Here is a 25,752-nt window from a genome sequence, read left to right as displayed (position 1 = left end):
TAAAGCGGATGCTCGAAACAACTGGCGAGTCATTGCGGGCGATCGATCGCACCTGTTGACCTTGCTACAAAAATCCTCATCAATTCCATCAACGATTGGCAGAATCTCGATCGATCTGCCAGAGCCAGATTGTACCTAATTGAGAATGAACAACATCGGACACAAACCGCATCCCCACCTTCTGTAGTACCCGATTGGAAGCATTAGCTTCACCCAGAGTATGAGCGTTGACTGCTCGCACTTCCTCGCGATCGAAAGCATAGTCAATTAGCCCCTGTACTGCCTCAGTTGCCAATCCGCGATTCCAGTATTCGGCAGCTATTTCATAACCAATTTCTACAATGCCCGACTCATTTGGTTCACCTTTGAAACCTCCATTACCCACAAGCACTGCCTGTTGCGGGTGAATAAACAAATATCCATTCCAACCATTAGAAAGCGGTAAGGATTCATCCTCAGGGAGGGAAAATGCTTGATACTCCCCACTGATGAATCAGGGGGATTCTTGACTAAGACCACAAAGGGACTTTCAAAGGCGTTATCAAAGCACCTCTACTGACTCCCTTGAGACTTATCCCCAAGGTTGCCGCTACTTTTCGACCAATATTCGCTGCCCCATTGCAGTCTGCATTAATCAACAAACCTTCAAGAGTACGATACAATCCGCGCTTAACTCGTTTACCACAAGGTTGCCACCCACGAAAGTTTTTCGCAGAATTTAGGTAGCAAATCAAGGTCAATAAATGAAGCCTTGGAAGTATACGACTCTTCCGTTTCTACAAACTTAATCCCGTATTCTTCACACAGTTTAGCAATTCTATTCTTGAGTCTACCCGTCGGAATTTGCACAAAATTCTGATTGGTTTGAGAGCCAAGATTAATAGCATTCTTCATGCCAGCATTCCAACCAAATATAACAGTACCAAGATTGTTGCTTAAGCAATGATTTATCACTTTTCGAGCTGCTTTATTAATAGCATCTCGCATCGTCCGATTGCGATTTTCTGTCAAACGCGCCAGTCGTTTTGACCAATAACCATTTGCCTTCCCTGACATCAAAAAAGCAACACGCTTATTGTATCCTTGATTGAGCGACTTCAAATGTAACCCATCAACGATCAAGCTAGTTCCTATATTACTAACACAAGTTAGCCAGTTGTTCATTCCGTGGTCGATCATCAAAGCTTTAGATGGGTCTACATCTGCTTGGATATCTGCCGTTTTGTAGACTAATTCCAAATAGAAGCAGCCGTTTCTAGGTAGGATTCGATATTCTCTGATTGCTTTGTCGTCTAAGTTTGTAGGCCAAGGTAGATAAAAAGCATCCAATCCGAACCAGGCTTTAACTTTAGTACCCAGCGGAAATCTCAAAAGTCCGTCTTTAAGTCGAACGGAGCGACCTGTATAAGTCACCAAAGCTAGACCACCTTGTCGATAATTAGGTAATCTAGGTCTTTGAGTTACCGTCCCTTTTTTGATGCCTTCTAGAAGTCCAATATAGGATTTAAAAGACTCGGCGACAGTAGTTAAAATCTGCTGTGCCGTGTCCGAATAGAATGCCTTGTAATGCAGATTTTGATTCTCCGTGCCTAACACTTTGTGTAACTCTGCCCTCGTCGGTATTTTACCAGTCTTGAAGTACATCTGTCGAGCATAATAAATTCCGCAATTCGTCAATTTTGATGACTCACTGCACAGGAATTCTAGAATTGCTTTGAGATTATTATCGGGACTAATGAGATTTTGTTGACATCCAAACATTTCTATTTCCTCCTGATTATTAGATTAGCATAGCAATCTTATTTAAGGTGGGATTTTGCCAATAAAAAACATTTTGTAGGCGACTATGAAAAGATTTATTCTCAAAAAAGATGTAGGCGACTAAATAAGTCGCAGCCGCGTTCCTCCCCATGTCGGTAGCCCGGGGCTTCCCGCTCGTTTTCGGTGAGGGAACTGCGGCCAGTTATTAGGTACTGTGACTTGCAAAAGTTCTGCCAGCTCGCTTTTACTGCTCAAAAAAGCCTTGATGTGTATCCGTTCGACGGGGAGTAGTTGCAGATTAGTCGTCTCAATCATGGTTCTGCCTTCTCGATCGATATTTGATTGGAAATTTAATTCAAATATGACTTACGCAACAAAAACACTTTTATTTTTATTGTATTTTAAAATCGTCATATAGCAAGGCCTCCAGAATCTTTTTAGGAGAGGTTTATTAAAGTGATTTTCGTTATTTAGCTGCGACTCTAAGTTGGAGAGCGGTTTTATTTCCTTTTTTTGCTGGGTACCGAAGAGCATGGCGGATGAGCCATTTGACTTCATTAGAGGCACCGTTTAGCCAACGATCGCAAATTGCAAATACCTGTTCGGGGTGGTCTTTGGCAATATCGCCCAGATTGTTGGCGACACTGCGACGCACGTAAAGGCTGCGATCGTCCTTCAGGGCATCAAGGATTGGGAATACGGGGGCTGGGTTGGCGATGAAAGCGGGGATTCGCGTTCCCCAAGGAAGTCTGGATCGCGTACCTTCAGAACAAAGACGACGGACATGGGGGTCTGGATCCGATGTCCAATCAAGCAGTTGCGAAAGGGTGCGATATTGTTGTTGAATTAGAAACGGTCGTATGGAAAACTCCGCACTAAACCGTTTGGTAAGTTCGTATTGGGCAAGCATGGATATTTCAAACGGATCTTGTCCATCATTATCTTTTAGTTCTATACCATACTTAGCAATGAAACAAATATGAGGAAGATAAAAAAATACTGCCAGTTTTAGTCCATCTGTTTGAGTTAGTGGCGGTGTCAAAGAAGCCACAAGTATCTCAATAGCTGTCGCATATTTATCAGGCAAACATTGACGGAGTGCTAATGCCAGATGTCGGCCGCGTTCCATAAGTTCAAGCGAATCCAATCCATCTAACGCAACCTGACGAAACGATTTTTCATCAAATTGCGGGTACGCGAGCAAGATATTGTGTGCCAAACAATCAACTGCTTCTGACCCAAGCAGATGCTTCAGAGGAACTCCCTTCTGAATTGAACTCGGCGCGGTGGGAATGCGCGGCATATCAATTGCGGTATGTTTCATTCAACGATCGGCAAAAAGGTGGAATTTATATCTAACTATCCCGCTTACTAAACGCAGGCAATTTCCCTGAATGTCATGACTAAAGCGTAGATTTTATCGAGCCATTTGCTCGATCGCTCTTACAAATCGCGCTGTTTTCATATTGTGCAAAGCCTCGTTCAACAAGACTTTTCCAACCAGTAGTTTTGCTTCAGAATCATCCAGCTAGAACTTTTTCTGCACTATTAATCTAATCTATTTTCTGGTTAATAAAACATGGTGCGAACCTGCCATAGATACCAGGCCGCCCACAGCGAGAACATAGCAAACGGCGAAAATAGCAGGGTGCCAAAACGAATAGACTTAGCATTCAGTTCGCGGATCAGAATGAACGTAAAAGAGTACCAATAAAGCACGTTTGCCATTTGTGCCGCTAGCCAACCAATTTCCCTGCCATTGTAAAGCCAAAAACAACCCACAATCAACAGAGGTACAGACCATAAAAGATCCGCAACTCCCAACCCGTAAGTCACGATTAGGTCAACACGTTCTGCTTCTGTCTCGACAACCGATGGACGGGGCAGCCGCAGGAAAGCAAATATCCAGAAACCCAAGTGCAGTAAGGCTGCAATCCCATTCACCGTTGCAATCAGTTTGATTCCAAAATCTGTGATTTCTTGATTTTGCATTGCTGTGGAAATCAATGTGCTACCCCTTAATCGCGATCTATGGAACTGTTTTGCTCTCAAGAGATGGAATCTGAATTCACAGAGTTAGGTTGCGAACATCATATCTTATTATGCCATTTGCTCGATCGCTCTTACAAATCGCGCTGTTTTCATATTGTGCAAAGCCTCGTTCAACAAGACTTTTCCAAACAATAGTTTTCCTTCATAGGAATTAAGCGAAACTTCACCAGCCCCAAGTTGCCAGCAAAATTGTCTGTAACCAGGCGTATCCATGCTGCTGTCATGGACGAAATTGGGGGGACGCAACGCCGCAGCAAACTTCATAAACGGTAGCGCGTAGAAAATGTGACAAACTTGCTGCATCAGGAACAAGCGATCGCGCTTGCAGTCATCCAGTGCGTCACCGAAGTATGCCTTTAGATAGATGTTTTCCTGCTTTTCGGTGGTGACAAAGCTATTGGCAAGGATCGCCAAATCCACATAGCGATCGCTCCCAAAGGCTCCCTCCCAATCAATAACCCAGAATTTATTGCCATCAAAAAGAATATTGTGTGGGTTCAAATCGTTGTGACTTGAGACTAAATCGCGATCGTGACGCGGATAAACCATCTGGATTTCTGAGTAATATTTGAAAACTTCTGCTGTTGCAGTTTCTGGCAATACTTTTGAAGCCTTAAACTCCTGAATAAAACCGTCAATGCCATCCATGAAATTCACGAATTTTGGAAAAAGCGAGGTAGCATGAATCGATTCAATCATTTTTGCGAATTCTGCCAGCAAATCATCTCGCGAGCCAACATATTTCGACAAAGGTACAGCTTCGATAAAGTCGGTAATTGCTAAAGCATCTTCCGTGCTGAAATAATAAACCTGTGGTGAAATGCCAGCTTCTGCGGCCAAATTCATGCAAGCATATTGCCGAACGGGATCGCTGAGCGGATCGATCTGCATAATCAGCCTTAATACATAAGCTTTACCATTCACGGTAATTTTATAAACCAGCGCTGAGGAGAACCCTCCAGTTAGAAGCTGGATACTTTCGACATTTCTGGTATTAAAAGCAGTTTGAATTGCTGTTTCAACTGCTTCGAGTTTTGCTTCTGGGATCGATGATTTCAAAGTAGAGTTTGGCATAAAATCCTCAACGAATTTACATTCCTGGAAAACAACTTTGACAACCGTACCCTTCACCCCTGAAAATGCGATTGAGTTGACCATTCTGTATTCCTAGAACTCAAAGCTAGTGCCTTCATACTCAGAGCACGTTTGACAATAACTTTGTCGGCGCCATTACCATTGATCTCAATTGTTCCAAGCAAGCTGTAGGGCAGCGCCCAAGGAAACTCATAACAGCCTGAGTGTTTTCAAGCCGTTAACCATACCGCTGCAAATCCGATTCGATTGCGAGATTTTGATGCGGTTGCATCACTGACATTTTCCTGTCTGACCTCACCAAATATTCCTGGTAATCAGTCTCAATTGAGACGATCGCCTGAATAGACATAATCACCGTCCTCACGGGGTACTAATTTTCCGTTAACAATACATGGGGATTTTACCAAATGTCAACAGTCCCTATCGATATTAGGCAAACTCTGCTTTTGAAGCAGCAGGAGATTGGGATAGAGAGCAGGGCTGATTCCTTCTAAAATTTTCCAATCTCTCTAACCCTTATGTTATGAGGCGTTGGGTAGATCTTTCTGTAGCAGGCTTAGCAAATTATTAAAAACTCCTGTTTTCCTTGCTACTAAAAGCTTTGTCCAGATTTAAATCGTAAATTGATATTAGAATAAATCAGCCCTGGGATAGAGAGGGGCTTGACTGATAGCAATCGCGGGAGTTCGTCGGCTTTCATCAAACTTCTGGTTGTGGACAGAGGCTTTGAGCCCACCCGATTGCTGCTGTGGAGTTTGCTCAAAGATATTCTACAATAAAGAATGAATTTTGACCTTGAAAATTCCCTTGACCTGTACTAATTCAAGAACAGGAAAACTGACTGACGATAAGACTGTATTCTGAGGAGATTCCTATCTGGTACATCTGAGATTGTTTGTTGCTGAAACGGATTGCCAACAATTACATTCATTATTAGGACTGTCGCCATCGTCTGCTTAATACAATTTTTCGCCAGCATGGGTTTCACAAAACTTTCCTCAGACTCAAATTGAGTTGGCATTCAAAGTTGTTGTTAACCGTCGCTATCCCGATGCAATTGGTACGCCTCTAATCATTTTAAAGCTAGACATCACTCGATAAATAAAACCTGTACTGATTCCTCAGCAGAATTAAATGCGAACTTTGCTCATGTGAAAGCTTCCTTTGTCTGTATTTTTTATTTACTTTTATATTTGGTGTATCTTACTTGAACTAACTCGGTCGGATACTTCTGTACTTCTATTAACTTTAATTTCATCTCCATGGGAGATGGCAAGAATAAGGGAATTCCTTCGCCTAACATGATAGGTGCGATCGACAGAATATATTCATCAATCAGTTGACATTGGAGGAATGAGGCGATTAATTCTGCACCTCCAACTAGCCAAATTCGTTTGAGTCCTTGCAACTCCATTTCGTGCAGAAATCGATCGGGCGTTGCGGAGGTAAATAACACATCATCGCGATCGGGCGATCGGCTTTGCTGGGTAAAAACGTAGGATGGCTTGCCGGGATGGGGCCACTCGCCAAAGCTCAACACCTGTTCGTAGGTTTTGCGTCCCATCGCCAATCCATCGATCGATCGATAAAACTCACCATACCCGTGGTCAGTTTCGTCCGTCTCAAAAGCTGTAAGCCAATCAATACTGCCGTCTTTACGAGCAATATAACCGTCCAGACTGGTTGCAATATAAAGTACGATTTTTGTCATTGATTAACCTCCTTTCCAGGGCGATGCTTGTGCAACGAACAAGTCATTGAGCGTTATTCTCATTACTGGGGTGCCAATCTGCCCGGTTCAGGCGATAAACAAAACAGTCATCGTCACCAAACTGTCGCGGTTCAACAAATTGAAAGCCAAGACGTTCGTAGAAGCGGTGGGCACGGGTATTGCTGGCCAGTGGATCGATGAGTACAGCCGTCACAGCAGAGTCGGCGAAACATCGAGTCAGTGCAAGCTGCATCATTTGTGTGCCATAGCCTTTGCCCAAATCTGTCTCTTCTCCAATCCAAATGTCGATCGCACGTAGATTCGGTTCGCAATCGCCCCAGTAGTGACTATCCTCAAGTGCTGGATCGATAATCTGAATAAATCCGATCGCCCGGCCATCAATTTCAGCAATTAATTGCTCCCTCCAGTCGGGAGTGCGATCGAGTTCTATTTCCCAACCCCAATCATCGTTAGGATCTGCATTAACCACATGAGGTTGCTCATCCCAATGTCGCAGTAGAGCTAAATCAGCGGAGGTGGCGGAGCGGAGGTTTATCATCATTCATTACTTTTGAAATTTTATTTTCACTGCCTTGATTAATGTTAAACAGGAAAATGACATACTGCTTCCATATTATGTCCATCTGGATCTAAAACAAAAGCACCATAATAATCAGGATGATAGTGAGTTCGCAAACCCGGAGTACCATTGTCTCGCCCCCCTGCTGCTAGCGCTGCTGTGTAAAAAGCCTGAACCATCTCATGAGTTTCTGCGCGGAAAGCAATATGAATTCTAGGGGTATTTACCTCTCCCTGTGTAATCCAGAAATCGGGCTTTCCGTCTATTCCAAAACCTGCCAGAGATATAGAACCAGTCACAGAAGCATCAAACTCTTTCAGCAATTGATAACCAAGCGGGGCTAAGGCTTTGGTGTAAAAATCTTTGCTTTTCTCGAAATTACTAATGTTAATGCCAGTATGGTCAATCATCAATTTTTCCTACTATATTATCGCTTATTTATCTTGTGAAGAAGTAACCAGATCGACGAGTTCAATGACAATAACGTTCCACCCGATCGACAAATCTACAGCTTTTTGAAGTATCTGGCGATCGGTAACAGCCCGAAACCCGCCTTTTCATAGGTGCGACGTGCTGCGGCATGACCTGGATCGCCTCCGGTTTCGACCATTGCAACAGACATCCCCGCATCTTTCATCCAATTTACAGCGAATTCTGTCAGAGCGGAGCCAATGCCACGACCTTGAAAGTCTGGATCGACAGCGATCATGTAAATTTCACCCATGCTGCTTTCCGAATCGAGTTTCACGGCGACAAAGCCCACGGTGGAACCTGCATCAATAGCAACCCAGACATTTGTATCCTCCGCAGCGCAGACACCTTCGACAGCCTCTTGCTGGCTGACGCGCCAACCATCGGGATAGAAACTCTGGTAGACATCCAGATCCATCGCTTTCTGAATCGAATCAAATACCGGAGTCCATGCCCGAAGAGAAAGGCGAATGATTGCATCCAGTTGTTGAGCGTCGTAAGGTTCAATCCGCATTTGCATCATCATCTCAAAGGTTGTAACCAGTGTATTACATTTGTAATGGCGATCGCAATCTTTCTTCCATTGTGAACGCAGTGACTATTGGTTTACTGCGCTTGGTTCCATGTAGACAAGTTCCCAAATGTGACCATCTAAGTCTTGAAATCCATGGGCATACATAAAGCCGTGGTCTTGTGGTTCATTATAGGTTGTTCCGCCAGCGGCGATCGCCCCCTCAACCATTTCATCAACTTCTTTTCGACTCTCAGTAGATAAACACACCAGCACTTCTGTGCTTTTGGTGGCATCACAAATTGCTTTGGGCGTAAAAGTCTTGAACTTTTCGTAAGTCAAAAGCATGACGAATATGTCGTCGCTGACAATCATGCAAGTGGCTGTCTCGTCAGTAAACTGAGGATTGAAGGTGAAGCCGAGTTTAGTAAAAAAGTCAATAGATCGATCGAGCTTTTTTACGGGAAGATTGACGAAAATTTTAGTAGCCACGGTCTTCTCCTTTTGTTGTTTTATGGGAAAGTAAATGGTAGTTGTTGCGTTGTTGGCTATTGCTGGTTGTAGGCTTGCTGCAAGCGAGCAACATCAATCTTGCTCATTGCGAACAGGGCTTGCATCACGCGCGTCGCCTTGTCGGCATCCTTGTCCTTCAGCATTTCTGTGAGCGATCGCGGTACGATTTGCCAAGATAGCCCGAACTTGTCTTTGAGCCAGCCGCACTGACTTTCACTTCCACCTGCGGACAACTGGCTCCACAGCGTGTCAACTTCTTCTTGTGTCTCGCAGTCCACACTGAGAGAAATGGCTTCAGTGAATGGGAATTGTGGCCCACCGTTGAGTGCCTGAAACTGCTGCCCTTCAATTTCAAACAGCAGGGTAAGCACTTTGCCTTTGTGTTCGGGTATGGCATCGCCGTAGTGCGAAACTTCCAAAATCTTACTGTTCTTGAAAATGCTCAGGTAGTAATTGACAGCCTCTTCGGCATTAAAGTTAAACCAGAGGCATGGTGTGATTTTTTGACTGTTTTGCATGGTGTTTCTACTAATCGTTCTAGTGGCGGAAGTGACGGAAACAGTTAAGCCTCTCTTTGATTTAGGCAGCTTTCTCGCAATTCACCATCCACGGTATACCGAACTGATCGACGAGCATTCCAAACCGAAAAGCCCAAAAAGTTTGCCCGAATGGCATCTTCACTGTGCCATTTTCAGCGAGGGCGTGAAAGATACGTTCCGCCTCTGTTGGATCGTCGATCGCGATTTGTACAGAAAAGCCTTTGGTTTCTTCAAAAAACTTAGGCGGACAATCAGAACCCATCAAGCGATACGCTCCGAATTCCATACACGCGTGCATAATTTTGTCAAGCCAATCAGTAGATAATTCACAGGGTTTTGGTTCCGCAGTTGGCGCATCCGCGTTAGTGAGCATTGTGACGATTTTGCCCCCAAAACATTGCTCGTAAAACTTGAAAGCTGCCTCGCAGTTACCGTTGAAAAAGAGATAAGGATTGAGTTGCATGGCTTGCTCCTGTTTGTTGAGTTTTAGGCGTTATCTTTTGCACTCAAATTGTCTTTAAGAAGTGCAAAAGCTAATTCTTAGGTAATCCCGCGACCTCAATTACTGGTCTGATTTCGATCGTGCCGGCGCGCGCCCCTGGAATGCGGGCGGCGATCGCGATCGCCTCGTCGAGATCCTGGGCATCAACCAGGAAGAACCCGCCGAGTTGTTCGCGAGTTTCTGCAAACGGGCCATCGGTAACAAACTGTTTGCCGTCGCGCACCCGGACGCTAGTCGCCGTCGCTACAGGGTGCAGCGGGGCTGCCGACAAAAACTGCCCTTTTGCATGGAGTTCTTGTGCAAGCTGTGTGGATTCTCCATAACAATGTTCGCGATCGGTCTGGTTCATGGCGTTTTCTTCCATGTAAATCAGCAGCAAATATTTCATTGGTTTGTCTCGGTTGTTTCCCTGTATCAGTAAGTCGAAGGACGATCGCTCAAATCGACACCTCGCCAAAAAATTTTGCTCGTCAGGTTACGATCTTGAAGAGACATCTGTTTGATAAATGTAGGGCGTACGCCGAGGGCGACAATTTATGCCTAAAACCCTTGATTTTATGTCCAAATGCTTCACCCGGATCCGAGCAAGTGCGATCGCTCGCTCCTCGCCTAATTTCTTTTTACCAGATGTCTATTTGCCTCCGTTGTTGCCCTGTGTAATACCAATTCACTATGAACCTGCACTTAATATAGCTTCAAGGATATAGTCCCAACTACAGAGAGATAAGACTTCTTCATTCGTGAGAGATTTGATAATTATATCTACCTGTTCTTTGAGTTTCTCTAAACTCGAATAATTTGCCAACTTGAGGTCTTTTTTTGTTCCCACAATCTTTCAATCGGATTCAATTCAGGACTATAGGCAGGTAAATATATTGGCATCACATGGTCATGCCAGTCTAACAAGAGAGCTTTATGAAAGCTACCATTATCCATGATAATTAGATTGAAACTCTCTGAATATTTTTCAGCAAATCCATTTAAAAACTCTTGAAAGCAGTTGTGATTGAGCTGAGAAAATTCTTGATAATATTGTTCACCTGTTGATGGTTCTACAACTCCATAAAGATAGAAGTTTTCTCGCTAAAGATTGCTTTTTGCCGATGGGTTTTATCCCCTTCAATGTAATCATCTTGCCCTGCATAGTAATCAATCCAAATCTACTCTCGTCCTGACACCATATCCTTACAGGCTGTCCTGTTCCGAAATATTTAATCATTACTTTGATAATCTCCCACAGTTTTTTTTGAAGTTTGTCTGTGCAACTTCGTTCACCTTATTACTTTGGGGTCTTGGAACTTTGAGGTAAGATTTTAATTTATAATGAGGAATAGAAATCATAGTATCGGCAATCTCACGAACGCTTGCCACACTTTGGAGCGATGGCGCATCTGCAAGAGATAGGGGGCGCAAAATCAATCTGGTTGTTTCTAGGATGGATTGAGCAAGCATAAAACGATTCTACCTCGACCGACTTTCCCAGCAAATTTTAACACTAAAATTCTCCTTATGCTTCCAGCACCAAGAGCTTGCTGTACGATGGCGTTCCTAATCACCAGTTGCCGATTGCCTCGAATCCTCAACTAAGAACTTTGTGTCAATCTGGTGCATTGGGATTATTGTACTACCGAATGGGGCTAACATTTACAGTGAGTTGTCAATGAAAACATTCCATTCTTGTATCATCGGGCTAAACGGGTAAATGTAACCATAACAACATGAACCAACATATGAGAAATCATTGCCGCTTCAAGACCTTTACGCCAGTACAGATAGCCTGCAATGATGCCAAAAAATGAATTACCCACAATCACATAGGTAATGACTGAAGGAGTGACTTGTGTTCCTAGTACGAAGGCAAGGGGTAAATGACCCAGCCCAAAGAGAAATGCTGAAAGGGCGATCGCCGATACAAAGCAGAATATGGAAGGCACACCCTGCCCTTTTGAAAAAATACGCCAACCTATCCATACTAAAAGCGTCATTATTCCCCATCTGAGCAATAATTCTTCGGTAATACCTCCATACAGAATACGAGTCAAAAATGGGGTGTTGCTTGATAGAGTTTCAGCCTTCGTAATAAAATCAGAAGGTAGAAAAACTTTAGCACAAAACTGAATAAAAGTTAATCCAATAACTCCGATCAAGCCTCCAATAATTCCTGGAAGCACTTGGGGCTGAATAGCCAAACTAATTGAAGTTCGATTAGACACTGCCTCAGCCAGAGGTGCGGATAATCCAACTTTATGAGCTAGTACAACACCAATCAAGACAGTAATAGACAAAAGAAAGGTTGGTTGAATCAAAGAAATCAATTTGATTCCCCAGAGCGGCATCTGAAGTTCTTCATCCTCAGGAATAGGTAATTTCATCCACCAAAGAGAAACGATGCCTACCATGCCTGTTAGCCACAAAATTGTAAATAATCTCATTGACATCATAGTTCCTCCAATTACAGCTAAATTCAATACTGAGAGCCAACACTCTAATCTTTAATCACGATCCTATCAAAGGTTCTCTGTATAACTGATGTACCTATCAGATGCAGCCAAACTTTGCACCCCAACTGATCAATTAGTATTGATACGTTCTAGTTCAGAACAGTTATTGGGCTGCTGCCATCACTTCAAGATTCACAGCTTGCTCAATGCCTCAGAACTTAGTTGCATTCTCTGCCCAATATCCTGTAACCGGCTAAACTGCTGTACCAGTGCTGGAATATTCTCTAAGCTCTTTAAAAAGTTCCACAGGTAGGAAATAATGGCATAAATCTCACCTGTTTGAATGCCTGGAATCCAGACTGTACGAATCAGAACCGTGGCAGCAAGTAAAATCGTAAACAGTTCTATAAATCCATAATTCAGGGCTTCTGCATTAGAAAGATGGACTCTCCATTTTGCTATTAACAAGTAGTGCGATCTCACTACTTCAGCCTCAGATTGGCTTAAAACTGTTACTTCCTGTTCTAGCTGATTATTCAAGTTTTGATTCAACCGTTGTGATTTCTGAGCATAGCTGCGATTGATCAAAATCAACGGAATAAGCAAAGCCAAACAATATGCGCCAATCTGTATGTCATAGATGAATAGCATTACCAATGCGCCAACAAAGCTAAACAACCCTGCAATAATTTGGGGAATATTTCGCTCAAAGAAATCGACAAATTCTCTGGAAAGCACGGAACGCGCAGCAATTTGAGCCGTTGAAGCGCCCTGCTTACTCTGCTCTACAACCATCGCTGTTGCTAAGTTGCTATAGATACTGGTAAAGGTTCGAGTATCGTATACATGACGAGAAATAGCTGTAATCGCATGTGCCAGCCAAATGCATAGAAAGGGGATGATGTTGCTATAGTTTCCCTTTAGAAGCTGATCGATAGCAAATCCGATCGCTAGCGGATATAGCAATTCAAACGTATTTTCCAGCAACGTCAGCCCATAGGTAAACAGGATAGACCTGTAATTTGATCGAAACAGGCGTTCCAAAATTTGCGAGACAGAATGAAGTTTCATAGAGATAGATTCAAGTAGGTTTAATCTTTGCTAGGCAGTTGTTTGAATGCTTGTGGTTTCCATTCAGGCGGACCGAATAGACTCAAGAACCATTCTTTGAGAGTCTGCGATCGTCGTAAATCGCTAATGATTCTGGAATATTCCATAATATTGATCTGAATAGGATTGTGGGTTTGAATATTTTCAGTCAGCCCGTAGATCACCTTTTCCGTCTCGGCTTGGTAAGTTCCAAACAACCTATCCCAAACAATCAGAATGCCACCATAATTTTTATCAATGTATGGCAGATTTGAGCCATGATGTACACGGTGATTGGAAGCTGTATTCATCATGGATTCGAGAATTCCCAATCGCCCAATTTTCTGATTGTGAATCCAGACTTGATATAGCCCCACAACTTCGAGCGCAATCAAGACTTGTAGGGGATGAAATCCCAGCAGTGCCATCGGAATGTAGAAAATCCAAAGGATAAAGTCTTCAACCCATGCCAGCCGCAGCGCTACAGTCAAATTAAAATCAGTGGAACTATGATGAACGCTGTGATATGCCCAAAAAAAACGAATCCGATGTTCTGCACGATGGTTCCAGTAATAGAGAAAATCTGCGATGAATACTGCTAATAGCATTGTCCAGCCATTTACAGGAACCTTTAGAGGACTGACTGCCGCAATTAGGGATAGCCCAACTACAGCTACAACATTTGCTAATTGATCGCTGAGAAAATCATGAACGATACCAACACCGATATTTGCAGCCGTTTCTCGGTAATTCCGTTGTTTACGAAAGAAAAAGTCAACGCCGATTTCAGCGAAGATAATACAAAACAAGATAAGCGATAGGGAGAACAGCGAAGTTTCTAGATGCTGCAAGTTTTCTAGAATCGGTTGGGCAGAAATGTTCATAGTCAACATCCTATGGTGTTTTGAGTGTTTTAATTCGAGCGCTCGAATTATTTAAATTAATGTCGATAGAGCTTTTACAGTTGTCTGCCTGTTAAGGCTAGATACAGTATTTTTCGCAGTAGGCAATTAACATCTTGGTAAATAAGTGAATCTGCTGGGCAAAGGAAAAGCTATTTTCACGTTCTATCTGCTCGATCAAGATACCATTGATCAAAGTCCAGACAAATCGAGCGAGCTTCGGATCTGAGAGATTAAGCAGTTCCTCCATCATTTGTTGATAGCGCCGATCTATTTGCTGAAAAATGGGATTACTGTTAATCTCTGTCACGGCGGTATGCTGGTAGAAATCTGTCCAAATTACTGCCTGTTTGACAAAGTGTTCTTCATGCTGAACCAGCATACATCCAAGTCTTTCAATGCGTTCGGTCAGCGTTCCTCCTTCAGCAATCGACTTAAATAGATAAACATCCTGCCAACTGATCTCCTCAACCAATTGCTCAAACAACACCTGTTTACTAGCAAAGTAGTGATACATTGCTCCAGTGGAGATACCCAATGCCTTAGAGATTTGTCGTGTTGTAACACTAGCATATCCGCTTTCGGCAAATAGGTTAAAGCATCTATGGAGAAGCTCTTTACGATACTCCTCAGAGTCAACGATTTTGGGCATGGACGATTTTGGGCATAAAGTTTATATCGAGCGCTCATTATAATATAGCAGTGCGATTATACTGTGTCAAGTCTATCGGCTATTTTGGTTTCAACGAGAAGTTAGGCTATTGGCGATTTTGATACGACGACAAGACGTTGTAATTATCTCGTTTCCCTAGTTGGCAAAAGTCTGTCATAAATTTAAAAAAATGGTATAAGTCGAAGGGCGATCGCTCAAATCGACACCTCGCCAAAAATTTTTCTCATCAGGTTGTGATGCCAAACGCAAAACCAGACGTAACCCAAGCCATTGACTCCGTTTATCGATCGGACTGGGGTCGGATCGTCGCCACATTGATCGGACTGGTTGGAGATTTCGACGTAGCCGAAGAGGCGGCGCAGGAAGCCTTTACGGCTGCACTGAAGCAGTGGCAGACTGCCGGAATTCCCGATCTCCCGCGCGCGTGGCTGATTAAAACAGCTCGATTTAAGGCGATCGATCGCCTCAGACGGCGGACGCGACTCGCCGAAAAACTTGAAGTGTATGCTGCCTCTGAGTCGATCGAAACTATCGAAGAAATCGATGACGATATCGGCGAAATCCCCGACGAGCGATTGCGGTTGATTTTCACCTGCTGTCACCCCGCGCTGGCGATCGAGGCTCAGGTTGCTTTGACGCTGCGTTTGCTGGGCGGCCTGGAGACGGATGAAATCGCACGGGCGTTTCTCGTACCAACGGCGACGATGGCGCAGCGGCTGGTACGGGCAAAGCGCAAGATTCGTGACGCGGGCATTCCCTACACAGTGCCGGATACGAAGGATTTGCCCGATCGCGTGGAAGCGGTGCTGACGGCGATCTATTTGATCTTTAACGAAGGTTATGCGGCGACGCATGGCGAGACAATAGTGAGAGCGGATCTCTGCGCCGAAGCGATCCGGCTGGGGCGACTGGTGAGGATGTTGATGGCACCGCAACCGCCAGCGGAAGTGACTGCTCTTCTGGCTCTGATGTTGCTGCACGACTCGCGGCGCGATGCGCGTCTGGATGAGTCTGGCGACCTGATCCTGCTGGAAGAGCAAGATCGCAGTCGCTGGAACAGGGCACAGATTGTCGAGGCGCTGCCGCTGGTTGAGGAAGCATTCCGTGGCGGGATCGGGCCGTTTGCTTTGCAAGCTGCGATCGCAGCCGTGCATTGTCGGGCGGTGCGGGCCCAAGAGACAAACTGGCAGCAGATTGTTCAGCTTTATAATCTGCTCGAACGCTTACAGCCATCGCCAATTGTGTCGCTGAATCGGGCGGTGGCGATCGCGATGGTAGATGGGCCGCAAACTGCGATCGCGCTTCTGGATGCGATCGGCCCCGAACTTGATGGCTATCACCTGTTTCACGCCGCGCGGGCCGATTTGTTGCGCCGTATGGGAGCATCCGCAGAAGCCGCGCACAGTTATGAGCGAGCATTGACGTTAGTTACGAATGATAGCGAACGCCGTTTTCTCGATCGGCGGTTGCGCGAAGTCCAGCAATCCTAAAATCCTGATTGAGGTGCACGGGCGATCGATGAAATGACTCGATCGAGCGAAGTCACCACGTCGGACTCCCGACTGTTGCTAAGGAATGACAATTCAATATACGAGCAATTGCACATATGTTTGATTGATTGCTCGACCGCAGATGATAGGCAGATGAACACAGATAAACGCAGATAATTTCAAGAAGTGAGAGCTTGGAAATGCAATTAATTAGTCGCCTATTCATGCACTATTGATATGAACTTGTGTTATACATTTGTCAACGCTCTTCTGAAACCTAACAGCAAGAATCAGTAGCGGCAGCACCTTCACCAAAAATTGATTCAATCTACCGCATTTGAATTCTTTGGTGGCGGCATTTGGTCAAATTTAGGCAAATCTGGATTCATATAATCCCACGGTTGGGCACTAGCTGCGTAAACATCTATTGTCGGCCCAAACCAGCTCGGCTCGTCAAGACTGCCTGCCATGATGCCCATGAGTTCAGGATTTGGTGGTTTACTAAATAATCGCGCACCACAGTTGGGACAAAATCCACGACCGACAATTCCCCCACTATCGCCCGTAACATCATAGTATTTGACATCACCTGCGATCGCAACTGCATTTCGAGGAACCAGCATCGCAGCAGCATATGCAGTACCTGTCGCTTTTTGGCAATCGCGACAGTGGCAATTCCCCATCACAATTGGTTCTGCTGAACATTCGTAGCGGATATTTCCGCACATACAACCGCCAGTAAAAGGTGTTTTCATGAAAGTATCTCCTAATCCTTATCAGTTATTATGTTAACTTTCTGAATGTGTTTCGTTCCAGGATTTGCTCTGGGCGGTATAGGAATAACGGCAGTTAAAATTAGCCGTAGGGTGCGTCGCCATCGACAATCTCTCAAGTAAAATGGAAAATTTTATAGCGACGCACCTCCCACATGGGGTTAAATAACAAACATTTTTTGTAGCCAGACTTGAGAGCAATTATCGAACAGCGAGTACAATAGAAACGAGACGAGTTGGGTTTATATCATGGAGCCACCAGCGACTCATCAACCTGAAGCAAGTAGCTTGCACAATTTATCTAGCCAAAGCCTGGGTTGGAAGCATATTTTGGTCGAGCAATTCTATGAACCTCCGGGTGAGTGCAACTATGATGGCGGTGATGAACATACAATTAATTTGTCCCTTGCACCTCGTCCAGTCCGTTTGCTGCAAATCCAGGGAGAAAAAACCTATGCAGGGCTTTACAGGAAAGGTGATATTTCCATCACGCCTGCAAGGATGCCGTTGTTTGCGCGTTGGGATAGTGACGATCGCTATTTGCAGATTAAAATTGCGTCTGGTTTCATTGAAAGTGTTGCCAGAGAAGCTTTTGACATGAATCCAGATCGCCTGGAATTGCTGCCGGAATTTCGGATGCGCGATCGACAAATTGAGTCGATCAGCTTTATGCTACTTTCGGAACTACAGCAGCAAAATTTAAGCCCAAATCTCTACATCAAGTCAGTGTAAAATATTATAGCAGTGCATTTGCTCAGACAATACTTTACTACCAAACCTCGCCTGACAATTTACGAGGGCGGTTTACCTCAGCGTCAATTGTTGCAAGTCTTGGAATACATAAACGAACATCTAAGTCAAGACATTAAGCTCGCTGATTTGGCTGCGTTGCTGGGGATGAGTCAGTTTCATTTTAGTCATATGTTTAAAGTGGCGGTGGGAATAGCTCCCTATCAGTATCTGCTTCAACAACGGATCGAACGGGCGAAGGAGTTGTTACAGCAAAAAGAGCGATCGATCGCGGAAATTGCCTTAGAATGTGGGTTCAACAGCCACAGCCATTTGAGCAAACAGTTTCGGCAGTTGACGGGGATGACTCCTACAGCTTATAGAGATCGTTAAACAAGATTGCATAAATATTTGATTAATAAATGAACCGCAGATTAAAGGCAGATAAACACAAATAAATGTAGATAATTTCTAGATTAGTTGGGAATGAATGGAAGATGTCCACTGTTAGCTTGCAACTTGACATTACCAACTGATAATCAGCGGCAATCCCGGTCGAAAATCTACTTGTTTACCATGCACTTCTCCATCAAAGCCTAGCTCCAGAAAATACTCGGTTCCTTTCCTTAACTTGACCTGATTTGTATCAATTACTGCTTGCAGTTCTGGTGACGGATTATTCGCAGCAGGACTTACTAATTCTACACGAGTAATTTCGCGGAAACCAACACCGTGATTCAGGGGCTGTAATTTCTCAGTAGAGGATGAATCTGGACGTTTTCCCCAGGGAGTTTGAAACAGCATCGGCTCAGTTAAATTATCACTATTTGTGGCTACCGCGATGCTGATTGTTTCAGGTAAATAGGGCGGACGATATGCCCAACTAGAAAATGCTACTGTGTCCTCAGAACCTGTGGTTGAACGCAAACAGATGCCGAAGGGACAGGCGCCATTATTGCGATTTGTCGATCGCTCCCAAAGACGAGTCCGATAAATAGGCTCAGATTGCGCCTCCTCTGGATCGCGCACCCACAACAGTTCCAACATGGCGTTATGGAAAAAGAAACAGCGATTCGTGGTACCTTGTCCAACGTGAATGCGAGACGAGCCCTCGACTAAACCGAGGGATGAAAGGCGATCGGCGATCGGGGCACCAATATCAGTTAAGATGAAGATATGGTCGAATTCAAATGCCATAATTTTTTAGCTATTCGGTGTGCGCTGGCATGATTAAGCAGAGGTTTGTACCGATTGATATGGTTGGATCAAAATTTCAGCCGGAACCCCCAATTCTTGATGCAACTTCCGAATCATCTCCAAGGTTAGAGAACGTTTGCGAGATAGCACTTCAGAGACTCTAGCTTGACTGCCAAGACATACCTCTAAATCATGACGAGACCATCCACAGGTATCCATATAATATTGAATTGCTGCGATTGGATCTGGTATTTCAATGGGGAAGTTTGCCTTCTCATAAGCTTCCACTAAGGTACTGAGGATATCTAATCGATCGCATTCTGGGGTATTGGGGGCTGCATCAAACAGTGATTCAATTGATCGCAGGGCTTCCTGATAATCTGTTTCTGTTTTAATTGGGTGTAATTCCATACATCAACCTCTTTTTAGATAGTTTCCGCATCTATTATTTTAGAGTGCTGGCATTCATTCGCTTTCCCATCTTTAAATACATCTGCGTTAATCTGTGTTTATCTGCCTGACATCTGCGGTTGTTCTATCAATCAAAGATTTACGTAATCTTGCCGAGTATTTATAATAACGCGATCGCAAAATGGTATCAAGAATTAGTCCACAATATCTGATGTTAGCTGGTGAGTGCGATCGACTATTCGACCAATTCTCGATCGCATTTCAAGTCTTGTTTGCGGGGAAACCATCAAATCTTGCCCAATCTCAAATCTCAAATCTCAAATCTACAACAGAGGAACCATCCGCCCGCATCCAGCAGTCTCAGCATCCAGTTACCGCCAATTCTGCTAGAGTCAGGTGAGAGACATTCCGTGCATCTTGCAGAGACAAGGGTTCCTGGTCTTTGCCCCAAAAGCAGTAAAATCCCATCAGCTTGTGACCTGCAACCCGATCGGCAGTAACTTAAACATTAAGGTAATTTGAAATCATCCCCTAAAGTTCCCCTAAGCCTTGACATCCGACCTACACTCTGTAAATTAGACACTCTAACTGCGCCGCCATCCATATATAAAAAGATGCCATGTCAACTTTAGTTATCGTCGAATCTCCCACCAAAGCCCGTACCATTCGTAACTTCCTGCCCTCTACGTACCGGGTAGAGGCATCTATGGGCCACGTCCGAGACCTCCCATCCTCCGCCGAAGAAATACCAGAAGCCGTTAAAGGTGAAAAATGGGCGCAACTCGGCGTCAACGTGGAGGCAGATTTTGAACCGCTTTACGTCATTCCCAAAGATAAAAAGAAAATTGTTAAAGAACTCAAAGATGCGCTAAAAGACGCCACAGAACTGATTCTAGCCACTGACGAAGACCGGGAAGGCGAAAGCATTTCCTGGCATTTGCTGCAAATCCTCAAACCCAAAGTTCCCATCAAGCGGATGGTGTTTCACGAAATCACCCGCGAAGCTATCCGCGACGCCCTAACTCACTGCCGCGATATCGACAATCGAGTGGTACAGGCCCAGGAAACTCGCCGAATTCTCGATCGACTCGTCGGATACACCCTCTCTCCGCTACTGTGGAAGAAAATCGCCTGGGGTTTGTCCGCAGGGCGAGTCCAGTCAGTCGCAGTACGGCTGTTGGTACGCCGGGAACGGGAACGCCGCGCTTTCCGCCAAGGTAGCTACTGGGATTTGAAAGCAACTTTGGAAAAAAGCAAAATTTCCTTTGATGCCAAACTCGTGACAGTCGGGAATGTAAAAGTTGCCAACGGTAGCGATTTCGATGAAAATACCGGACAGATTACCGCAGGCCGCCGCGTACTTTTGCTGAACGAAGAACAGGCGCGGGCTTTACTCGCACGCATTCAAAACAAACCCTGGACTGTCGGTAATATCGAAGAACGGCCAGTCACCCGCAAACCGTCGCCACCGTTTACGACCTCGACTTTACAGCAGGAGGCTAACCGCAAGCTGAGACTGGGTGCGCGGGAAACCATGCGAATTGCCCAAAGTTTGTACGAACGCGGTTTTATCACCTATATGCGGACGGATTCGGTACATTTGTCCGAACAGGCGATTACGGCCGCCCGCAGTTGCGTGCAAGAACTGTACGGTAGCGAATACCTCAGCCCCCAACCGCGCAAATACACGACGAAAAGCAAAGGTGCCCAGGAAGCCCACGAAGCTATTCGCCCCGCCGGCAGCACTTTTCGGACGCCGCAGCAAACGGGATTGGATGGGATTGATTTCCGCCTCTACGATTTGATTTGGAAGCGGACAGTGGCTTCTCAAATGGCAGATTCGCGCCAAACTCACGTCACGGTATTAACTCAGGTGGAAGATGCCGGTTTCCGTTCCAGCGGGAAACGCATTGATTTTCCGGGCTTTTTGCGCGCTTATGTGGAAGGTTCCGATGACCCGAATGCGGCGCTGGAAGACCAGGAGGTGATTTTGCCGGCGCTGAAGGTGGGGGATAAGCCTAATTGCAAGGATGTAGAGGCTGTGGGACACGAAACTCAACCTCCCGCCCGCTACACGGAGGCTTCTCTGGTGAAGATGTTGGAAAGTGAGGGTGTGGGCCGTCCGAGTACCTATGCGAGTATTATCGGTACAATTGTCGATCGAGGATACGCGAAATTAATAGCTAACGCGCTAATTCCGACCTTCACCGCTTTCGCCGTCACGACTTTATTAGAAACACATTTCCCCGACTTAGTAGACACGGGTTTTACTTCCCGCATGGAACAAACCCTGGATGAAATTGCCACGGGCGAGGCGAAATGGTTGCCGTATTTGCAAAAGTTTTATACAGGGGAAATGGGACTTGCAACGCAAGTTAAAGAACAGGAAAGTCAGATTGACGCGAAAGTTGCCCGAACTGTGATATTGGAGAATATCACAGCCAAAGTTTGCATCGGTAAATACGGCGCTTACCTCGAATCTGAAAACGAAGAAGGCCAGGTGAAAGCATCGATTCCCCAGGATTTGACTCCGGCAGATTTAGACCCGGAAAAAGTGGAGTTTCTGTTAAAGCAAAAGACTGAAGGGCCAGAAAAATTAGGTTTGCACCCGGACACTGGGGAACCGATTTATGTGCTGATTGGCAATTACGGCCCCTATGTTCAGTTGGGGGATGTTTCGGAAACGAACAAGAAACCGAAGCGTTCTTCTTTACCGAAGGGGACGGATAAGGATAGTGTGACGGTTGATATGGCGGTGAGTTTGTTGACTCTACCTCGCCTGTTGGGCACTCACCCGGATACGGGGGCGAAGGTGCAGGCTAATTTGGGGATGTATGGCCCTTATGTGGTGCACGACCAGGGTAAGGTTGGTAAGGATTATCGATCGATCAAGCCGCCTGATGATGTTTTGACTATAACGCTCGATCGGGCATTGGAACTATTAGCGCAACCAAAAGCCGTTCGGGGTAGCAAATCAACGACACCATTGAAGGAATTGGGCGCGCATCCAGAGTCGGGAGAAATGATCAATGTTTACGACGGCCGCTACGGCCCCTACGTGAAACACGGCGATATCAATGCTTCTTTGGCTAAGGATGAATCTTTGGAGAATTTCACCTTACAAAAAGCACTGGATTTGTTAGCAGCGAAGGAAGCTGCGGGCGGCGGAAAATCTAGCAAGTCGAAGAAGTCAACTAAGACTACTGCGGCGAAGTCGGAAACTGCGGCGAAGAAAACGACTACTGCGAAGAAAACCACTGCGGCGAAATCGGAAACTGCGGCGAAGAAAACTACTGCGGCAAAGTCGGAAACCGCTGCGAAGAAAACCACTGCTAAGAAGGCGACGACTGCTACGGCGAGTAAGAAGAAAACAGAGTGAAATTAGTAAGGAGACGTTGAAATTAGTAAGGACACAGCAGTGCTGTGTCCCTACAAAACTCACGGATTTCTTTTGGATGATGCGTTATCGAAGAAATAGAAACTTTTTGGCTGCTGTATTGCACGAGCAAAATAAAAGGATGGAGAGATTTCAGGGTGAAGATTCCAAAAGATGCGGTCATCCCAGACGATAAGATAACTGGTTATCTGCTGGTACACAAAGCCAGAAATGATAAGTCAAAATTCTTGGCACGGGCTGGATTTACCTCAGAAAACCCAGAAGCGCTGAAAGCAGCCATCCAGTCAGTTGTGGGAGTAGGTGAGGCGATTGAAGAGAGGAATAACGAGTATGGAATCTTTTATCGAGTTGTAGGAGAACTCGTTGGTACAAATGGTATAAACCTATCTGTCGTTACAATTTGGCTGCAACGACGGATTGATGGAAAATTTCAGTTTGTGACGCTACAACCTTTTAAGGAGAATTAAGATGATTCTAAAGCTATATCAGGAAGTTGCTTTAACTCGTGACTTACCAGAATATCAACTCAGAGCTGGAGATATTGCCACATTGGTTGATTTTGTTCCTCATCCTAGTGGTGGTGAAGAAGGCTGTCTGTTGGAAGTATTTAATGCTGTTGGTGAGTCTCTTACAGTTATAGCCGTCCCTATCTCTACTGTAGAAGTTCTCCGCCCTGATGAAATCTTAACTGTTCGTTCTTTGGCAACAGCAGGTTAATATTGATTCACATCCAGGTTGTAGAAACCGTGGCATCGGAACATTTTGTTTTCATGATATAATCGAGACTATCCATGTAGTAATTGGAGCAATTGAATCACCATGATATCTGAACTTATGGTACAACCTTCCTACTGGATCGATCGGGAGATTTCGATGCAGAAAGTCAGAAATCTTTACTTATTCAAATTTACGGAAAATCTGCAAGCCAGATTAGAAGAATTAGCCGAGAGAAAAAAGGCTAATCTTTTAACTTCAGAAGAGGTTGTAGAATTAGCAAGCTTACTAGAACTAGATCGGATTTTCACCTTAATTAACGCTAAAGTTATAGCAGCCTCATGTCCGTAAACCGCGCCACTAGAAATTTAGTAAGAAGTAGAGCTAATTTTCTTTGTGAATATTGCCATTCAGCGGAAGAAAGTAGCTCTACTCTGTTTACGATAGACCATATTTTACCTCGCTCAATAGGTGGTAGCGATGAACTTGAAAACTTAGCTTTAGCTTGTCATAGGTGTAATAATAATCGCTATAATTTTGTGACTGCTACTGACCCAGAAACAGAACAAGAAGTAACCGTGTTTAACCCCCGTCAACAGCAATGGTTTGAGCATTTTAACTGGTCTGCGGATGGTTTAGAAATCATGGGTATTACTCCAACAGGTAGGGGAACCTGCGATCGATTAGACCTTAACGATCGGTATCATAATGAAGGAGCGATTATCAGAGCTCGTCGTTTATGGGTTAGAGCAGGGTGGCATCCTCCCTCTAACGATCCTCGCCAAAATTCATAATAATGTAGTTATTTATAGTGATATACTCAGATCAAATTATTCCTGAATTTTCCTTCCCATGAATGCCCCAGCCACTACCCTTCAAGCTGCATTACAAAGTCTTCCTCAAGACGCTTCTGAAGCTATTGTCAGTGCTAATTTTTTACCTCAGTTTCTGCAAGCATTGGGGTTTGAATCTGATGAAGTTATTCCCCAATATGACACTAATGGTGGTGGAATAGTCGATCGAGCAGCTAGAAAAACCATTGGAAATGATATCTTCTTACACACAAAATATAATCCCTATCTCCTTGTAGAGCTAAAAGGAAAAGATATCAATCTTACTGAAGGTACACCAGCATACTTAAAAACAGTTAATCAACTTAAGCGACAGTTACTTGGTTCTAATTGCACGTCAGCAGAATGGGGGATTCTGACTAACTCATCCCATGTTCAACTGTTTAGAAAGCATGGCAAAGTAATATTCCCAGCGACTCAATGCTTGGCTATGGACTTGAATAACGTCGATCGAGTTGTTGCTGAGATAAGGAAGAAGATTGAAGAAACCAGTAGAGCCTTGACAGTAACAATCTATAATAACAAAGGAGGTGTTGGCAAAACAACTACAACAGTTAACCTCGCAGGCATTTTAACTTTTTTGGGCAAAAAAGTTTTGGTAATAGATTTTGATTTCAATCAACAAGATTTAACAAGTGCTTTGGGTATTCCTGTCAGTGATGGGCTTGTTAAAAAAGCTCTTACAGACCAGAACGTAGAGCTAAAATCTGCCGTGGTTACATATAAATTTTCCAATAAAAAATTACAACTCAGTTTTGATATTATTCCTGCTGATAGTGAACTAGCCAACAACTCCGACAGGGAATTGAGCGAGTTAATGCGATTGTATGCATTGTACGACAAGCTCGAATTTGCAAGGCAAGACTACGATTATATTTTGATAGATTCATCCCCGAATTGGCGTTTCAATAGTAAACTTCCAGTGTATGCGGCTGACGTTATTCTCATTCCTACAAAGCACAATAACCTCTTTTCCCTAGAGAATGCAGCAATGGCAATTCAGAAATTCATCCCTGAGATACAAGCTGAGAAAGAAGATGGAAGTCCCATTGCCTTACCTATCTTTTTTAATGGAGAAAAAATCACAGAGCCACAGCGAGAAGTTGCTCAACAAGCAATTAACAATATTATGAAAAATGCGAAAAAAGTAAAATTCGATCTACTGCCCTACTTCTATCCTAAGTACACCAATGCAAGAAAAGATTTACATATCCATGAAGTACCAAGTTACGCTAACATAGCTAGTGCTGCCTTCTCACGAATTCCTGCTGTTTATCGAGATCGTTCTGCCCATGAATATTACAAAAATTTAGCCAAGGAGTATTTCTTACAAAATGAAAAGCACTAACA

Annotated in this window: 31 protein-coding genes and 2 pseudogenes; 11 read left to right on the top strand and 22 right to left on the bottom strand. The window is 44.4% G+C overall.

All coding sequences use genetic code 11. The features are described 5' to 3' along the window. Positions 1-88: 88 nt before the first annotated feature. From JGK11_RS00755 to JGK11_RS00670, 19 genes and pseudogenes are all read right to left on the bottom strand, one after another. Positions 89-490: a GNAT family N-acetyltransferase gene (locus JGK11_RS00755; protein ID WP_293176534.1), complete on the bottom strand. Its 402-nt coding sequence runs from the start codon at positions 488-490 to the stop codon at positions 89-91. A gap of 188 nt (positions 491-678) precedes the next feature. Then, entirely contained in the window at positions 679-1,761 is a 1,083-nt protein-coding gene (locus tag JGK11_RS00750) for a transposase (protein ID WP_293176376.1), read from the bottom strand. Between the two features lie 466 nt (positions 1,762-2,227). After that, on the bottom strand, positions 2,228-3,085 hold the full coding sequence (locus JGK11_RS00745) for a hypothetical protein (protein WP_293176372.1): 858 nt from the start codon (positions 3,083-3,085) through the stop codon (positions 2,228-2,230). A 245-nt stretch (positions 3,086-3,330) separates the two neighbouring features. Continuing rightward, the gene (locus tag JGK11_RS00740; RefSeq protein ID WP_293176370.1) at positions 3,331-3,753 is read right to left on the bottom strand and encodes a hypothetical protein; all 423 of its coding nucleotides are present in this window, start codon (positions 3,751-3,753) and stop codon (positions 3,331-3,333) included. A 108-nt stretch (positions 3,754-3,861) separates the two neighbouring features. Further along, positions 3,862-4,971 carry a phosphotransferase gene (locus JGK11_RS00735; protein ID WP_293176368.1) on the bottom strand — a complete coding sequence of 370 codons (1,110 nt, stop codon included), beginning with the start codon at positions 4,969-4,971 and terminating at the stop codon, positions 3,862-3,864. A 754-nt stretch (positions 4,972-5,725) separates the two neighbouring features. Next, on the bottom strand, positions 5,726-5,929 hold the full coding sequence (locus tag JGK11_RS00730) for a hypothetical protein (RefSeq protein ID WP_293210220.1): 204 nt from the start codon (positions 5,927-5,929) through the stop codon (positions 5,726-5,728). Positions 5,930-6,085: 156 nt separating this feature from the next. Beyond that, positions 6,086-6,619, bottom strand: a complete 534-nt coding sequence (locus tag JGK11_RS00725) for a dihydrofolate reductase family protein (RefSeq protein ID WP_293176366.1) — start codon at positions 6,617-6,619, stop codon at positions 6,086-6,088. 43 nt (positions 6,620-6,662) lie between these two features. Beyond that, positions 6,663-7,181, bottom strand: a complete 519-nt coding sequence (locus JGK11_RS00720; RefSeq protein WP_293176364.1) for a GNAT family N-acetyltransferase — start codon at positions 7,179-7,181, stop codon at positions 6,663-6,665. A 41-nt stretch (positions 7,182-7,222) separates the two neighbouring features. After that, on the bottom strand, positions 7,223-7,609 hold the full coding sequence (locus JGK11_RS00715; protein WP_293205882.1) for a VOC family protein: 387 nt from the start codon (positions 7,607-7,609) through the stop codon (positions 7,223-7,225). Positions 7,610-7,704: 95 nt separating this feature from the next. Continuing rightward, positions 7,705-8,196 (bottom strand): GNAT family N-acetyltransferase, encoded by a 492-nt coding sequence (locus JGK11_RS00710; RefSeq protein WP_293210218.1) that lies wholly within the window; start codon positions 8,194-8,196, stop codon positions 7,705-7,707. Positions 8,197-8,268: 72 nt separating this feature from the next. After that, on the bottom strand, positions 8,269-8,673 hold the full coding sequence (locus tag JGK11_RS00705; protein WP_293210216.1) for a VOC family protein: 405 nt from the start codon (positions 8,671-8,673) through the stop codon (positions 8,269-8,271). Positions 8,674-8,729: 56 nt separating this feature from the next. Continuing rightward, on the bottom strand, positions 8,730-9,212 hold the full coding sequence (locus JGK11_RS00700; protein ID WP_293210214.1) for a VOC family protein: 483 nt from the start codon (positions 9,210-9,212) through the stop codon (positions 8,730-8,732). A 61-nt stretch (positions 9,213-9,273) separates the two neighbouring features. Further along, positions 9,274-9,696, bottom strand: a complete 423-nt coding sequence (locus JGK11_RS00695; protein ID WP_293205884.1) for a VOC family protein — start codon at positions 9,694-9,696, stop codon at positions 9,274-9,276. 70 nt (positions 9,697-9,766) lie between these two features. Beyond that, positions 9,767-10,192 (bottom strand): YciI family protein, encoded by a 426-nt coding sequence (locus tag JGK11_RS00690; protein WP_293176353.1) that lies wholly within the window; start codon positions 10,190-10,192, stop codon positions 9,767-9,769. A gap of 326 nt (positions 10,193-10,518) precedes the next feature. Beyond that, positions 10,519-10,803 (bottom strand): annotated as a pseudogene (locus JGK11_RS32780) (transposase); the annotation flags it as partial. A gap of 614 nt (positions 10,804-11,417) precedes the next feature. Beyond that, complete coding sequence (locus tag JGK11_RS00685; protein ID WP_293190297.1) at positions 11,418-12,167, bottom strand: CPBP family intramembrane glutamic endopeptidase; 750 nt, start codon at positions 12,165-12,167, stop codon at positions 11,418-11,420. Between the two features lie 201 nt (positions 12,168-12,368). Continuing rightward, positions 12,369-13,247, bottom strand: coding sequence for an ABC transporter six-transmembrane domain-containing protein (locus tag JGK11_RS00680; protein WP_293176349.1), 879 nt, complete (start codon positions 13,245-13,247; stop codon positions 12,369-12,371). Positions 13,248-13,267: 20 nt separating this feature from the next. After that, positions 13,268-14,149: a sterol desaturase family protein gene (locus JGK11_RS00675; RefSeq protein ID WP_293176347.1), complete on the bottom strand. Its 882-nt coding sequence runs from the start codon at positions 14,147-14,149 to the stop codon at positions 13,268-13,270. Between the two features lie 97 nt (positions 14,150-14,246). Further along, the gene (locus JGK11_RS00670; RefSeq protein WP_293176345.1) at positions 14,247-14,819 is read right to left on the bottom strand and encodes a TetR/AcrR family transcriptional regulator; all 573 of its coding nucleotides are present in this window, start codon (positions 14,817-14,819) and stop codon (positions 14,247-14,249) included. A 257-nt stretch (positions 14,820-15,076) separates the two neighbouring features. Between JGK11_RS00670 and JGK11_RS00665 the strand changes: the two genes are divergently transcribed. Beyond that, positions 15,077-16,330 carry an RNA polymerase sigma factor gene (locus JGK11_RS00665; RefSeq protein WP_293210212.1) on the top strand — a complete coding sequence of 418 codons (1,254 nt, stop codon included), beginning with the start codon at positions 15,077-15,079 and terminating at the stop codon, positions 16,328-16,330. 323 nt (positions 16,331-16,653) lie between these two features. Here the strand turns inward: JGK11_RS00665 and JGK11_RS00660 are convergent, their stop codons facing one another. After that, positions 16,654-17,085, bottom strand: a complete 432-nt coding sequence (locus JGK11_RS00660) for a GFA family protein (protein WP_293187007.1) — start codon at positions 17,083-17,085, stop codon at positions 16,654-16,656. Between the two features lie 267 nt (positions 17,086-17,352). On the opposite strand from JGK11_RS00660, the gene JGK11_RS00655 reads away from it, so the two are divergent. Together JGK11_RS00655 and JGK11_RS00650 are read left to right on the top strand one after the other, a co-directional pair. Next, a complete protein-coding gene (locus tag JGK11_RS00655) occupies positions 17,353-17,835 on the top strand; it encodes a hypothetical protein (protein ID WP_293187008.1) in 483 nt (160 codons plus the stop codon). An 18-nt stretch (positions 17,836-17,853) separates the two neighbouring features. Further along, positions 17,854-18,225 carry an AraC family transcriptional regulator gene (locus JGK11_RS00650; RefSeq protein ID WP_293195812.1) on the top strand — a complete coding sequence of 124 codons (372 nt, stop codon included), beginning with the start codon at positions 17,854-17,856 and terminating at the stop codon, positions 18,223-18,225. Between the two features lie 132 nt (positions 18,226-18,357). Here JGK11_RS00650 and JGK11_RS00645 read toward each other — a convergent pair whose 3' ends face one another. Together JGK11_RS00645 and JGK11_RS00640 are read right to left on the bottom strand one after the other, a co-directional pair. After that, complete coding sequence (locus JGK11_RS00645; RefSeq protein ID WP_293187010.1) at positions 18,358-19,029, bottom strand: VOC family protein; 672 nt, start codon at positions 19,027-19,029, stop codon at positions 18,358-18,360. A 33-nt stretch (positions 19,030-19,062) separates the two neighbouring features. After that, positions 19,063-19,440 (bottom strand): transcriptional regulator, encoded by a 378-nt coding sequence (locus JGK11_RS00640; RefSeq protein WP_293187011.1) that lies wholly within the window; start codon positions 19,438-19,440, stop codon positions 19,063-19,065. A 181-nt stretch (positions 19,441-19,621) separates the two neighbouring features. On the opposite strand from JGK11_RS00640, the gene JGK11_RS00635 reads away from it, so the two are divergent. The 8 genes and pseudogenes from JGK11_RS00635 to JGK11_RS00600 all read left to right on the top strand — a co-directional run bounded on the left by JGK11_RS00635 (position 19,622) and on the right by JGK11_RS00600 (position 25,750). Next, positions 19,622-19,840, top strand: a complete 219-nt coding sequence (locus JGK11_RS00635; protein WP_293192493.1) for a hypothetical protein — start codon at positions 19,622-19,624, stop codon at positions 19,838-19,840. A gap of 219 nt (positions 19,841-20,059) precedes the next feature. Beyond that, positions 20,060-22,819, top strand: coding sequence for a type I DNA topoisomerase (topA, locus tag JGK11_RS00630; RefSeq protein ID WP_293210210.1), 2,760 nt, complete (start codon positions 20,060-20,062; stop codon positions 22,817-22,819). A gap of 155 nt (positions 22,820-22,974) precedes the next feature. After that, positions 22,975-23,304 carry a DUF6883 domain-containing protein gene (locus JGK11_RS00625; protein WP_293187014.1) on the top strand — a complete coding sequence of 110 codons (330 nt, stop codon included), beginning with the start codon at positions 22,975-22,977 and terminating at the stop codon, positions 23,302-23,304. Between the two features lies 1 nt (position 23,305). Further along, the gene (locus tag JGK11_RS00620; protein ID WP_180274614.1) at positions 23,306-23,554 is read left to right on the top strand and encodes a DUF4926 domain-containing protein; all 249 of its coding nucleotides are present in this window, start codon (positions 23,306-23,308) and stop codon (positions 23,552-23,554) included. 102 nt (positions 23,555-23,656) lie between these two features. Next, entirely contained in the window at positions 23,657-23,902 is a 246-nt protein-coding gene (locus JGK11_RS00615; protein WP_293210208.1) for a hypothetical protein, read from the top strand. Continuing rightward, positions 23,893-24,081 (top strand): annotated as a pseudogene (locus JGK11_RS00610) (HNH endonuclease); the annotation flags it as partial. The gene JGK11_RS00615 and the pseudogene JGK11_RS00610, both read left to right, overlap by 10 nt. Before the next feature lie 9 nt (positions 24,082-24,090). Beyond that, positions 24,091-24,345 carry an HNH endonuclease gene (locus JGK11_RS00605; RefSeq protein WP_293210354.1) on the top strand — a complete coding sequence of 85 codons (255 nt, stop codon included), beginning with the start codon at positions 24,091-24,093 and terminating at the stop codon, positions 24,343-24,345. A gap of 58 nt (positions 24,346-24,403) precedes the next feature. Next, positions 24,404-25,750, top strand: a complete 1,347-nt coding sequence (locus tag JGK11_RS00600; RefSeq protein ID WP_293210207.1) for an AAA family ATPase — start codon at positions 24,404-24,406, stop codon at positions 25,748-25,750. Positions 25,751-25,752: the final 2 nt, after the last annotated feature.

It is taken from the genome of Microcoleus sp. PH2017_34_RAT_O_A, assembly GCF_020737885.1.
In the GTDB taxonomy this organism is placed as follows: Bacteria; Cyanobacteriota; Cyanobacteriia; order Cyanobacteriales; family Microcoleaceae; genus Microcoleus.
The sequence above is the reverse complement of the archived record's forward strand: the minus strand, read 5'-3'. Positions and strand labels throughout refer to the sequence as shown.